The following is a 15,491-nucleotide window of genomic DNA, read 5'->3' as shown; positions in this document are numbered from 1 at the left end:
ATTCCTTTTAACTTTAATATATTAATTTTAAGATAAAATTACAAATTTATCATCATTTAATTTGGTAAAGATAGATAAAACTAAAATTATTTCATCAAAAGTTAATATTTGAAAATCATTTTTTATTAATATAACTTTTTTATCAATATAAAAAATACTCAATAACTTTATAATTTCTTTTTCAATTTGAGTATAAGTTTCAGGTTTAACAAGTTTTGTTATCTTAATGAAATGTCTATCTAAAATGTCTTTTATTTCTTTGATGTTAAATACATTTATTTTACTTGCTTTTTTAATTGCAATATTTTGATAGATAGTTCCAAAGTTTATCTTTTGGTCTTTTGCATAATACATTTGCTTGCGTATGTCTGATCCTCTTAAATTATTTATATTTTTATTGTTTATATATACCTCAATGTTTATATCACTTTTTGTTTTATTTATATTTGCTAGATCAATATTTGTTTTTTCAATATTTAATTTATTTTTAAATTCAATTGTTCTTTTTTCGTTATTTAATAAAATTTTAATATTAGTTATTTTTTCATCAAATTTTATTAGTTTAGTATCAATGAATATTTTTTCGAACTTAATAATAGATATTCTATATTTGTTAAAACCTAAAATAGTTTGACCAACATTATAAATATTTGCTTTGCTAAAACTTTTTAATAATAAAATTATAAAGAACAATGAAAAATTCAAATTTCCTTGCCTTAATAGCATTCAGCTAATAATATAAACAAATATTAAACTTAATTTATCTCAAAATTCAATAAAATTATTATTCACTGTGTTACTTTCTTCTTTTTGATTAAGTTTTAAGACTTCATCAAATGCTTGACATTCATTACCAGTATTTTTAATATAATCAATGTTATTTAAAAACATAAATCATTCTCTATCTGAATTAGATATTTCCTTAGTTGCAATTTGATTTATCCATGTATTAATTACAATATATAAAATATCAGCTATAAGAATTAATAAAAATATTTCTTTAGCAATAAAATATATAAATAATAAACTGATCGCCTCTGAAATAATTGATGCAAAACTACTTTTAAGACTGTAATTTTCATACTTAGAAACTCAATTTATTTCTTGATAAAGATAAAAAAGATCAGACATATGTTTTGTTTCAATTAGTTTGAGCATTTTTGCTAATAATTTTTGCTTTCTTTTTTTAAACTCGTTATTTAATATTCGCATTGAAATATTTTTAAACAAAATATTTAAAACTAACAAAATTACAGGAAATAAATAGATTAAAAAATCTTGTTCATTTTTATTAAGAGAATTTGAATACATTTGCAAAAACTGAGTATCTATAATAAATAAAAAAGTCGAAATTAGACTTATTAATAGATAAAGTATAAAATCAAATCCAAATATATTAATTGCTCTTTTGAAATTAAATTTAAAATCTGTATTAAACTTTTTTATATTTGGTTTAAATGTAATTACATTATTGTTAAAAGTAATTAAAAAATCTGTTAAAGATTGCTTTTGTTTTTTCTCTTTACTAGGGTCATAAATTACTAAATCATCTTGCAATATTTCTTTTATAATTACAAAATGTAATAAACCATCAGAATTAACAACTTGTGCTAAAAAAGGTGTTTTATTTCTAAGTTCTAAAAAATCTTGTTCAATCCTGAAAGCATCGCCTTTTAAATAAAAATTACTAGCTAAATCAATAATGTCATAAAAACTAATTTCATCATCATTAATTGATAAGTAAAATTTAATTTGTTGAAGATCAATTTCGTATTTGTAAAAGTGATTTATCATCATTGCTATGCAAGCTGCACCACAATCTTGATATGATGTTTGTTTAACTAACTTCAAAAAAAATCACCTCACTATATAAGTAAGGTAATTTTGTTAAATTATTACAAGTTGTTGTTTAATTTTTTCTTTTTGTTCTTTGCCTTGAAGGTATTCAATAATATTTAAAGCAAACGGAACAACTGTACCAATGCTAGTCCCAGTTATTATATTCCCATCAATTAAACTGCTTTCTTCTCTAATAATAGCTTTTTCTAAGTATTTATTTGATGAAGGAAATTTTACAATTTTTACATCATTAATAATACCAGCTTGTCCTAAGATTTGTGGAGCAGCACAAATTGCGCTTACCATTTTTTGTTCTTTATTAAATTCTTTTATTAAATTTAATAATTCTTGGTCGTCAAATAAATCATTAACTCCTGGTCCACCTGGAATAATTATTCCATCATACTCATTAACTTTTAAATTTTTCATTTTAAAATCTGTTTTAACAATTATATTATGAGAACCTTCCTGAAAATCAGAGTTATCAATATTATAAATATCAACTTCAATATTTGATCTTCTCAAAATATCAATTGTTACTATAGCCTCTGATTCTTCAAAATTCTTATGCAAAATTATTGCTACTTTTTTCATAAATACTCCTTATTCGTGTGTTTCATTTAATAACCCTGCAGGGTCACCTTTTCTTACTTTTCTTGTTATTACTGATAAACTTCCAAAAAATGATAAACCAATTATAATTGCTGATACAATAAAAGGTCATCAAGTTATAGCCATTGGAATTGCTAAACCATATCAAGCTAATATTAATGAAACTGAAGACATCGCTCCTGCTGCTAATAATGTTGAAAATAGTCAAGCCAGAATAGATAACACACTAACAACTCCGAATGAATATTTCTGGGTTTTTCAGTTTGAATATCCAAATGACTTCATTAATATCATAAACCTTTGCAATGATGCTATATAAATATCTCCAATAAGCATTATTAATAATGATGCAGTAATAATCACAATTATAATAAAGAATGCTCCTAAAATAATTGCTAAACCAGTAATTTGTTTTATCAATTCTTTTTCAGTTGAAAGTAGTTTAGAACTAATAATGCCTGTTTTAACATAACTATCAGATATATTACCAATTGGTGATTGGCCTATCATTAGTAGTCCATTATTTTCTGAAGTTCCTTGTCAAATACCTGTTGTCAAGTCAATTGATTCTTCAACATTTGAATATTTCATATTACTTCACATATACTGACTATAATTTATTGATTTTTCACCATTAGATAACATTTTTGTTCAATCGTTTAAATAGATATCATCATTATCGTTATGTAATTCGTATCTGTCAAATTCACTTACTATTTTATTTCCATTATTATCAGTTATTGTATGACCAGCTTTAACTTTTGGATCATCTTCAAAAACATTGTTTTTAACATCTTGTTTTTTAACTAATGAATAATTAGAAATTATGTTAGCAATTTTTTGATCCATTAAAATCATACTTGCATTATATGAATTTAAAATATCAACAACTTTATAATCTATTTTTAAATTTGAATTTAGATATTTAATAGTATCTTTTTCTTGCTTTAATAAGTTATCTCTCATCGCACTTGCATATCATACATAATTAGACTCTTTTTCAATTATATTTCCTAATCCTTTATTTTTATAATCAGTTCTTTTGTAACTTAGTGAATATGGTTTTATTTTAATATACTTTGAACCTTGAGCATCTGAATACATACTTTCTCATGCATTTTTAACGCTTTCTGGTATCTCAGTTGCTTCAATATTTTCTTTAAAATATTTAGACTTATCTGGTGTCTTTGTTGATTCATTTGCTCAGTTAGTGTCTTTTGATATTAAATTTTCAGGAATAAACAATTCAATATTTTCATATTGATAATATGGTCTAACATAACTAATTCCCTTTTGCTTATCATCAATTGCAAAATCATTAAACATGTATGCACTATTATCTAATATCACATTTGAGTTTTCTTCAGAATATTGAATTTTGTATGTAAATTTATTATTGTCAAGATTTGCAGGGTCTAAATAAGTTGTATCCTTCAAAGCACCTGTTCTAAAATTGTGAATATCCAAGTCTAAATCTTTAATACTTAGATTTTTATTATAGTAATCTGAGTTTAAAAAGTCTGAGTCATTATATACTCACGCTTGTTTTGGTAAAGTTAAAAATTCATTGTCATTTTTACTTTTGAATTTAAGTTGGTTAGCAACAACTTTTTGATTTTCTAAACCTTTATTAAGTGATAAGTCATATTTATTTTTTGCTTGACTATTAGGCATTATAGGAATTGTTAGTGTTTTTGTATTTGCATTATAGTAAACAAAATTATTTTCAAAAATTGATTTTGACATATCTCATTGGTTATTTACAAGCAATTCAATTTCACTAGCAGTTTTTTCACTTAAAAATATTTTGCTATTATTCAAATCAAAGGCTTTTTGATTAGCATTTATTCCTGTTAAAGAAATATTATCAAATTCATTCGTTTTAACACTAATATTTGTTGCTAAAGAATCTTCATTTTTTGTAACTTTTTTAACATTATATCCAAAACCATATTGTTCCTTACGTGAAGGACTTTGCAAATATCTTTCAACATATGGAGGAACATTTTTTAAAATAATTGATAAAATGTCTTCTTTTCAATTACCAGATGATTCACCAGCTCCACCACCTAAAATAGCTCCAAGGATCATTGGAATTGCATCAGTTAAGTTTTTTGTTATGATATTAAACTTATTATAGTTTTCAATGTCACTATTTATTCTTGAATAAGCATTTGTTCCATATGCAGTAGCATCATAATATGAATTCATAATAACATTTAGTGCCTGATCAATCATACCAACACTAAATTGTGAACCTATACCATTGGCAAAGTTATTACCAAATTGTTCTGTAACTAATTGAAACAATCCTGTACTATTAGGATTTAGTTGATCATTGTTTAAACTTGTTGCAGCGTTGCTTGAATCATTAACTATATATTTAAAAGTATTTGTTATGCTACTTGTACCATTTTGATTTTTAGAATAAATGTATTTTGATAATGGTGAAACATCAAATGATGAATCATAACTATATGTTGGATTTGCATAATATTGCATTAGTGGTGAAGATTTAAAATTTAAATCAATTTTTGATAAATCTTCTGTATAACTAATTGTTGATTTTGATAATGGAGCATTATATACATTATCTTCAAATCTATGTTGGTTACTATAGTTTAAATGGTTATAGTAACCATTTTTAGTTGTTTCAACTAAAGCCGGAATTGATAAACCAAAGAAAACTAAAAATGATGACATAAAAATAACAAAAACTGTTGTTGTAGTGTTTTTAATTGCAGATGCACTTACAATTAAACTAAATCTTAAAGTAAATTTAGAGTTTGCAAAAACTCTATTTATTCAATTTATTAATAATGCTTCTTGCTTAATTTTTCCAACCTTGTTTAACATTAGTGTTACATCTTCTCTTGTTTCAATATATGCAAAAATAACTGAAAGTATAATTATTGCAAAGCCAAATAGAAATACTCCTATTAATAGTGATGATAATGATATTGAAATTTGTGATAATTGAATACTGAAATAGGGTACAAACATTTTTATGAAAACTAATTGTATAAATGTTCCAGTAATTCATGCAGCAGGTATTATCAATAATGTAATTATTAAACCAATAACAGCATATGAGCAAGCAATTGGTAATGAATTAACACCCAGCGCTTTTAAAATAGCAATTTGTTTTATATTTGATTTAACCATTTTTTTAATATAAATAATAACACCTAATAATGAGGTAATCCCAACAATAATAGAAATTGATATCATTATGATCAGTAAACCAGAAACTATTGATGGTTGAAGAGTTCAATTCATTTTATAAGCTGATTCATTAAAAGTTTTAATGTTTTTTGAAAATGGAGTGAAAGAAGTGAAATTTTCAATATTTTTCTCTACTTGTTTATCCTTAGACCATAAAAAATAATTAATTGTTGTATTTACTATTTGTTCTCTTGACGATGATTGTGAATTTTCAACTATTGGAAAAAAAGTTGCTTCGCTGGCATATATAATAGCTGAGTTTTTATATTGAGGAACTGGAACGTTTTCATCAACTATAGGATAGTAAGAGAATGTATCAGTTGCTATACCAACAACAGTTAAAACTTGTGGACCTAACTTTATTTCTGAATTATTTTTAATATTATGCGCTTTTGCATATTGTTCTGATATTAAAATTTCACCCTTATTTAAAGGCAACCTTCCACCTTGATTTTCATTAAGAATTTTCAGATTAGTTTTATTATATTCATCTAAAACTACAGCTTTATATTGTATTTGGTTTAAATTATCAAAGATACTGAATTCTTTTCTAAATTCTATTTCAAAATTCGAATACGCTGCTGCAATTTTTAAAAATGTTCTATAATTATTTATCATATTATTTGTTCATGGGCTGTCAACTTCAAAAGCTGAATAATTATTTTGCTTTCAAGTTACTCATTCAATGTTTCTTTCTGAAAATAAACTTGCAAAAAATTGATCAGACATATTGGAATTATTTATTGCACTAAATTTACCACTCCAATCATCATTCAAGCTATTTGAATTCATACTTAATGGATTTAAATTAATATTTTCAATAGATGCTTTTGTTATTCTATTATTTTCGTCTATAAAAGCAACAATAGGTGTAGATTTACCTTTCAAACCATTTTTTTTGATTTCTTGATAAACATCATTTTTCGAAGTAGAAGAGTTAACATATATATAATTTTTATCTTTAATTTTACCAATTTCAATAACATCATCAAGTTTGTTTTTTTCATTGACTATTCAATTTGAATTTTCAGTTTTCTGACTCCATTTTGTTAAATCCTGACCTGTAATAAATTGAAATAAAGTTTTTCCTCTAAAAGCTCTATCAAATTTTCAATTAGAATCATTCAAAAATTCTCTTATAAAAGCAAATAAACTTGAAAAAGCATTTGAAGCGTATAAATAGATATCTTTATTTTGAATATTAATAACATCGTTAATTTGATTTCTACTATTATTTAAATCATTTAATTCAAATTTTTCATTATTTTCATTAATTTTTTCATCAAATTTTATTTTAGAAAGATTACTTTTAATGTTATTAAGATCATTTTCAATAAAAGATTTATCATCAATTTCATCAATATAGCTAATGATTGGGACATTTTTTAAATAATTAACATTTGAATCATCATGATTATAGTAAAGATCTAAGTCAGTATAAAAACTTTCTAACATTAACATTCTTGTAGTTCAGAAAAATGCTGTAGAAGTAAAAGCATTTCAGTTACTAGAATCATCCTCATTAAAAGTATTTGAAATAAACGTATTTAACATTCTGTTATCTTTTTCAAAGGCTTCTGTAATAAACGTTCTCCCATAAATGGAATTAAAATTTATATTGATAGTTTCATTCGAATCAATTACAGTTCTTGAATCTTTTGGCAAAAAACTTAACATTAACTCTTTTGAAACTTTATTTGTTGATGGTTGTCCTTTCATAAAAGAAAGCTGATCTGAAAGCTGATAGTCAAATTTTTCAACATTTCCAACTACTGAATTATATGTATCATTAAGTCTGTCTCTAATTGTTAAAGAACTAGTTAAAACTAACACTGACATAAACGACAATAATAAAATACTTAAGAACTGAATCTTAAACTTGAAGATTGATTTTAAGCTTTGCTTAAAAAATAAAAAATTATTTCTAAATTTATTCATTTCTTTGCCTTAAACCCTTTAATAAAATTATACTATACATGCAAAAAAACTTATTACACCCTTTTGAATAATTCAAAAAGTTATAATAAGTTAAAAGTTGTAATTATTCGTTAGTTTCCATTAATAGTCGAGCAGGATCACCATTTCTAACTTTTTTAGAAATTAAGATTAAACTTCCAAAATATGAAATAGATACAACAGCTAAACTAGCTACAAATGGTCATCAAGAAATAATAAACGGTACTGCAAATCCAGCCAATTTCAGCATTAATATACCAATGGCTATTACTCCACAAGCTAGTAATGTTGCTAAAATTCAACCAATTACAGAAAGTATGGTTACTGTACCAAATGAATATTTTTGAACTTTTCAATTTGAATAACCAAATGATTTCATCAAAATCATAAATCTTTGATAATGTGTTATATATATATCACCTATTAATATAATTAATAAAGACGAAGTTATAATAACACTTACAATGATTAACATTGCTACAGAGATTGCTAATTGCGAAATTTGAGCAATCAGATCTTTTTCAGTACTTAATAATTTTTGATTTTGAACTTGTAGTTGTAAGTCTGATTGAGAAATATTACCTATTGGTTTTTGTGAAAGAAGTAAAATACCATTATTTTCAATTGTTGTTTGTAAGAATCCAGTTGTTAAATCTACTGGTTCTGCTATATTAGAGTATTTTGCATTGTTTCACATCATTTGAGTGTATGCTAATGAGCTATAACCACCATTTAACATTTTTTCATAGTTTGAAACAAATAAATCTTCTAAGTCATTATGAACATAATATTTATCATACACAGAAATAATTGTGCCTGATGAACTAGGTATTTTTTCTCCAGCTTTAAATGCTACTTCTGGTTCAAAGAAATTATAATTAACATCATATTTTCTAGAAATTGAATAATTTGCAATTAAGTTAGCCAATCCTTGATCAACAAGCGTAACACTTCCATTATATGAATCTAAACTTCCAACTGATTCTAAGTTAATTTTTAAATCATTATTAACATAATTTACTTTTGTATTTTCTTGTTTAAGAAGTCCTGATCTAACTGAATTTAAATATCATGAACTATCACCAGTAGTATCAATAATATTTTCCAATCCTCTATTTAATGATTCTTCTTTTGTTAAACTGTATTCCATTGAATATGGATTTATTTTCACATAACCACTATTTTTAACTTCATCACCATACATAGATTCTCAAGCATTTTTAGTTTCCAAAGGAACTTCAGAATTCTTAATTTCATTATTATAGTATCCTTCAAGTTTCTTATTCGCTGAACCATCTATTCAGTTTGCTCACTTGTCAAAACCATTTACTTGTTCTTGATTTAATAAGTTTTTTGGTAAGTATAGTTCAATATTTTGATATTGATAATATGGTCTAACATAAGATGAACCTTGTTCATTTTCAACAGCAAAATCATTAAATAAGTAAGCATCATTAACTAATGTATTATCGTCTTTGTAAAGATATTTGTAAGTGAATTTATTATTATCCAAGTCATAAAGACTTAAGTAATTTGTGTCTTTAATGTTAACACCTGTTCTTTTATTTTTAATTTCATTTTGTTGTTCAGGAATTCAAGATTTTTTATAATAATCTGACTCAATAAAATCTTTGTCATTATATATTCAAGCTTGTTTTGGTAAAACTTGATAAGATGTTTTACCATTCTTATTAAGTTCAAATAACAGTTGATTTTGTTTTGTTGTAATATCAGATATTACATTGTCAGATTTTAAATTATATTTATTTAATGCTTGTTTATTTGGTGCTATTGGAACAGTTAGTGTGTTTGTGTTTTTGTCATAATATTTAAAATTATTAAATACAATATCTTGTTCAGTTTTCTCACCATTAATTACTTTATTAATTTTCCCCAAAGTTTTGTCATCAACAAATAATTTATTCGATAATTTTTCATTAATTGAGAATGCTTTCTGGTTTTTCTCTAAACCTGTTAGTTTCACGTTATATTTGTCGTTTGAAACATTTATATTTGTTGCAAAAGTTTCACTATCTTTAAATATTTTCTTAACTCCATATCCAAATGAATACTGTTGAATTCTTGAAGGGTCTTGAATATAATTTTGAACAAATGCAGGAGCAGATGCTGATATAACTGATAAAATTTCTTCTTTTCAGTCATTAGTTTCAGATGAACCACCATTTCCTAAAATACTTGATAATATCATTGGAATTGCTTGAGTTAAGTTTTTAGTAATAATTTCATATTTTTGCTTTGACTGAGCATCTGTTAATGATATTTCTTTTATTTGGCCATTTGATGGATTTAAACTTGTTACATCATACAATGAATTAGAAATTAGTCCTAAAACTTGTTCGATAGTACCAATTGAAAATTGTGATCCAATTCCATTAGCAAAGTTATTACCAAACTGTTCAGTAATTAATTGGAATAAACCTGTTTTTGCTTCTTCATCAGTTAAAGTTGAAACTTGCTGATTCGCAGAATCAGAGACTATATATTTAAATGTATTTGTATATATTGGTTTATCTTCTTTCATTCCTTTATATAAATATTTAGAAATTGGTGATGTATCGTAAGTTGACTCAAAATAGTTTGATGCATTTGAATATCCTGTAAAACTTCCTTTTGTTTTATAGTCACTATCAATTATGCTTGGGTCTTTTGAATAAGATATAGCTCCTTTTGATAAAGGTGCATTTGAAACTGGTTCAATATAACTATAACTGTTAGAATAATCAACATTTCTATAATATGCAGCTTCACCGCTTCTAACCATTGCTGGAATTGAAAAACCAATTGAAACTAAGAAGGAAGTTATAAAAATAACAACAGTCATTAAATAAATGTTTCTTCTATTTGTTGATGCTAAAGTTATACTAAATTTTAAAGTGAATTTAGATTTATTAAAGACTGTATTTTTTAATTTATTTAATAATCATGAACTATGTTTTTTCTCTTCTTCAACTCTTAATATTTCCATTACAGGCTTATTGGTTAATCTTCAAGCAGTTAAGAAAGAAATCATAATTGAAAGAACACCAAAGAATGCAAACCCTAAAATTAAAGGTAAAATAGAAACTTGAATTTGATATAACTGAATACTAAAATAAGGAATAAATAAATGAACAAAACCAGATTGAACTAAAAGCCCTATTCCTCAACTGATTGGTATAATAAATAAAGCTATAAAAACTGCTTGAGCTATATATGAAATAGCAATGTTTTTAGGTTCAACACCTAAAGCTTTTAATATACCAATTTGTTTTGTATTCGCTTTTATTGATTTTTTTAATGAAATTATCAAACCTGCTAATGCTACTATTCCAATTATTAGTGAAAGAATTATAGTGAAAAGACTATAGGCTAATACAACTTGTGGCTGTAAAATTCATGAGAATCTATATGGTGATTGTTCAAAAGCTACACGTTTTTGTGAAGGTTTAAATAATTTTTCAAATCTATTTAAATCTGATTCTTTATTTAATCATATAAAATGTTTAGCTTGTGTTTTAGAAATAGTTTCTCCATGCCCTGATGGTGAGTCTGTTTCGATCATTTTAAGAGTTTCTCTTGTTCCATAAACTATTGCACCATTTTTTGGTTGAGGGATTGGTAAATCATCATTTACAACCGGGTAATATGAAAATGTATCTGTAGCAAAACCAGTAATAACTAAGTTTTGAGTACCAATTTTAATTTCTGAAAATAATTTTATTTTTCTTGCTCTAGCAAATTGTTCTGAAATTAAAATCTCTCCTTTATTTAAAGGCAATCTTCCACCTTTATCAGGATTTAAAATCTTTAAGTTAGAATGATTCATTTCATCTAACATAACAGCTTTATACTCAATTTGTGAAACATTATCAAAAACTGAAAATTCTTTTCTTAATTCATAATCGATATTAGAAGCAATAGCAGCAATTTTCATTTGTGTTTCATATGCAAATTGTAATGTTTGAGCAATTCTTATATTTTCTCCACCATCGCCTAAATAGTTAGCACCATTTAAAATTCAATCTAAAGAACTTTTATTAAATATTGTATCAAAATCTCATGAAGGCATATTAGGTGTAAAAAACATTGTCATTCTAGAACTTCAATTATCATTACTTGCATTAGATTGAAGACTAAAATTGCTTATATTAACATTTGAATTTGATAGTTCTTGACTATCACCCATTACAAATATCGGTGATGTTATACCTTTTAAACCATATTTTTTAATAGCTGATATTATTGATTCTTGATCCCTTGCTTCTGAATTAATAACATTATTTAATTGTCCACTTTTAAAATTCAAAGTGTATTTATTTTTTTCATCTACAATGTATTCATTACTTATTGGTTCATTACCATGTTGATTACCAGTAATTATTTCATAAATTTCAGGATTAACTTTATTACTTTTTAAATCACTTTGCGAATTAAATTTTTCACCTAAAAAGATGTTTAAATCAGCAATGTATGCTGCTAGACCTGTAAAAGCAGTGTATGTAAAAGTAAAAAGTTCTTTACTCTCTATTTTGTTAATATCAAAACCTTGATTATTTATTATTTTTCCTTCATCATAGTTTCATTTTTGAGCTTCTTCACTGATATATTTATAATCATTAATAATTAGTTCTTTATTTAATGTTTTTGCATACTCATATATTGGTGTTTTCATTAAACTTTGAACTGACTCAGAATTTGTATCTTGATTGTTTAACGCCTTTACTAATTCTGTATAAAAACTATCTAAAACGATGTTTCTAAGATTTTTTGAGAACTCAGCTGAAATAGGATCAATATTAATAGTTGAATCAAACAATGCTTTCATTCTTTGGTCTTCAAAAGCTTTAGTAATAAAAGTTTCACCATTATAAATTTTATTAAATGTTAAATTGAATCTTTCACTAGAACCATTGATTGTTGTATATGAATCATTTGGAGTAAACATTAACATTAAGTTCTGAGATGTTTTATTTGAACTAGTAGTTCCTGTTTTACCAAAAAATTCATCTGTATATTCATAATCAAATTTATCAACACTTTTAACAACTTCATTGTATGTATTATTTAATCTATCTCTTAATGAAATAGAAGTAGTCAAAATAAAAATAGATAAGAAAGAAAGAATCAATATAATAATAAATTGAATTTTAAACTTAAATATACCTTTTAAACCTTGCTTGAAAAGCAATCAATTACTTGTTTTTTTCATAGATTCTTCCTTTCTCTTCATATTTAATATTTATTTTCTAATTATTTGTGAAACATAGAAATAATTATTTCCTAATCATTCACTAGCTGGTGTTTTATCTCTTTTAAGAGTTACTTGATAAGTTTCTTTTATTTTGTATTTATTATTTTTATAAATTAAATTGTATTTAATTTCAGCATCTTCATGAATTTTGTCAAAATTAGTGTAACTGATTATTTGCGATGTTCAATTATTTTGATTTATAAAATGACCAAAATTATCATCATAATATGCTTTTTCTGATACTTTAGACATTCATGAAACACCTTCAAGTAAAGTTGAAATTAACTTAACTGTATTTTCACGTTTTTCAGGCATTTCTACTGGATTATCGCCATCATTTTCTACAACACCATGCCCATAAGCCTGAGCAATTGAGTCAAAAATAGATCCTTTTTTGAACTGATTTGAGTTTTCGGGATTTAATCCTAAAACATTAATAATAGCTTTAGAATCTTTAACTTCTTTTCCATCAAACTTAACTGTTTTATTTTTTAGTGCCGCAGATACAACTTTTAAAGTTGCAAATAAATTATTAGGACTTGAAAGCACATTCTCATCTTGTATTTCTATTGATGAATATGATTTGTTGAATAAAGACAAAATTATTTTTCTTATAGCTCCTAAATCTAAGAAATATTCATTACCAGCAATAGGATCAATGAATTGTTTGGAAATTGCTTCAACAATAGAAGCAATTGTTGAATTTTTCATTCCATACAAGAACTGCAAGTTATTGTCATAGTTAACATTTAACATTTGAGTAAATATTATATCCATTTTAGTATTAAAAATTGAGCTTAAATCTTTAAAGTTCTTAATTACAACATCGCTAAAAATTGCTTTGCCATTTTCACTTTTAGTTGTGAAATAATTGATTGTTTGAAAAATACTTTTTAGTAAACCTCCATCATATAAAGCACCAAATGGATTTTGATTACCTGAAAGAGCAGAAATCTTTTTAAACGGAGCAGAGTCAATTACGACCTTGCCATTTTTTTGATTGATTGAGTCAGCAAGATAATATAAAATGTCACCTACAAATAATATTGACTTATCTTTTTCTGTTAATGGTCTAAACACTGCTTCATTAATAACTGTCTGAATAATTGCAAAAGTACTTTTATCATCACTTGCCAAGATTTCTTGTAATATACTTATTAATCTTAATAATTCATTAATTATTCCAGCTGGTAAAGAATTGTTGGATTTAATTATGTCTCTTAAAAGTTTAATAATTTGTTCAATATTTAACCCAAACATTCTTGAATTATCAGATCTTTTACTTACAGCTTTTTGTTTTGTTTGTGGTGAAGTTGAACTATTACCTGCTAAAACTTTAAATAATGGTTCAAAAATAATATTTGATTTAGGTTTAAAATTATTTGTCTGAGTTGGAATACCTAATAACACAACAACAAGATTTTTTGCTTTTTGAGTATCTCTACCTGGATTTAAGAAATTATTTAAAATTTTAAAAGTTTTATTAAGATTTATTTGGTCATAATTTTTTACGTCTTTTTTATCAACTGTTTCAGTTAAAATTCTTGTCAAATCATCACTTGAAACAGTTTGATCGATTATGTCAGCAAATTCTTGTATATATCAAAATACAGTGAATATATATTGAAGTACAGAAGCAACAGTTTTAATAGTTCCACCTATTTCACCTTCATTTACTTCATTAGTCTCAGCATTGTCTTTTTTCAAAATTGATGATCAAAAATTTGATGAAATTTCATTAATAGCTTCATATTTAGTTTTTCCTATTTGTTTTTTTAAAGGGTTAACCAGTGTATTGCTAATATCAGGCAATTTTTCAACTTTTCCAGATATTTCATCTAATGTTTTTGCTAAACTCTCTTTTGTTGAACCTGGTAATTGATTTAACAATGTTGCTATGTTGTCATTTAAAAAACCAGCTTCAGCAGTGCTAAAATCACTACCAAAAATTATACCAAGTAATGAAGAAGCTAAACTTGCTGTATTAGTTATTGAACTTGAACCAGTTTTAGTTCCTTTATAACTTTCATTATTTTTAATACTTGTTGATGTAATTAAATCAACTCAATCACTACCATAATTTTTAAATAAATATCTATCCATCTTAACATTATCATCATGGTTATTACCATTCATTGATGGAACTAGATCTTCTTTGGGCAAAAACTGACTAGCTTTCATAGTACTAAAATTATTAATTAAATATGAATATTGAAAATTTGCATTAGTTGTTGAATATTCAATACCATTTATTTTTTTACTATTATTTTTATAACCTTCAACAACTAGATTAGAATTAGGTGCATTAGTTGAAGTTAATATTTGAGCTTCTGCTGATACATTAGCAACATTAATTATTTTCTGAATACTTTTAACAAACTTGTCTCTAGCTTTAATCGTATAAGTACAGCTTACGGTTGCAGTTGATGAAGCCAACATGCTAAAAGCTGTTAAGCTTAAAAGAACTTTTTTCATATTAACTCCCTTTCCTTTGTTGATTAATATAAATTAAAAAATATTTATATTATTATACCATTTTTAGATATTTGAAATAAAAAAAGGCAAATTTATAAAGCAAAAAATAAAAAATAAGGGTATAAAAACCCTT

5 protein-coding genes are annotated in these 15,491 nt (G+C 24.9%); all 5 read right to left on the bottom strand.

Going from position 1 to position 15,491, the window contains the following annotated elements; genetic code table 4:
• Positions 1-27: 27 nt before the first annotated feature.
• The 5 genes from MTABA_RS01435 to MTABA_RS01415 all read right to left on the bottom strand — a co-directional run bounded on the left by MTABA_RS01435 (position 28) and on the right by MTABA_RS01415 (position 15,358).
• Positions 28-1,851, bottom strand: coding sequence for a cysteine peptidase family C39 domain-containing protein (locus tag MTABA_RS01435; protein ID WP_167373320.1), 1,824 nt, complete (start codon positions 1,849-1,851; stop codon positions 28-30).
• A gap of 36 nt (positions 1,852-1,887) precedes the next feature.
• Positions 1,888-2,433, bottom strand: coding sequence for a DJ-1 family glyoxalase III (locus MTABA_RS01430; RefSeq protein WP_100679424.1), 546 nt, complete (start codon positions 2,431-2,433; stop codon positions 1,888-1,890).
• Positions 2,434-2,442: 9 nt separating this feature from the next.
• Positions 2,443-7,614: an ABC transporter permease gene (locus MTABA_RS01425; RefSeq protein ID WP_100679423.1), complete on the bottom strand. Its 5,172-nt coding sequence runs from the start codon at positions 7,612-7,614 to the stop codon at positions 2,443-2,445.
• A 103-nt stretch (positions 7,615-7,717) separates the two neighbouring features.
• Entirely contained in the window at positions 7,718-12,841 is a 5,124-nt protein-coding gene (locus tag MTABA_RS01420; RefSeq protein ID WP_100679422.1) for an ABC transporter permease, read from the bottom strand.
• A gap of 30 nt (positions 12,842-12,871) precedes the next feature.
• The gene (locus MTABA_RS01415; protein ID WP_100679421.1) at positions 12,872-15,358 is read right to left on the bottom strand and encodes an MOLPALP family lipoprotein; all 2,487 of its coding nucleotides are present in this window, start codon (positions 15,356-15,358) and stop codon (positions 12,872-12,874) included.
• Positions 15,359-15,491 lie beyond the last annotated feature (133 nt).

Source organism: Mesoplasma tabanidae, from assembly GCF_002804025.1.
Taxonomy (GTDB): Bacteria; Bacillota_I; Bacilli_A; order Mycoplasmatales; family Mycoplasmataceae; genus Mesoplasma; species Mesoplasma tabanidae.
Note: the sequence above shows the minus strand (reverse complement) of the source record. Positions and strands in the feature narration are given on the sequence as shown.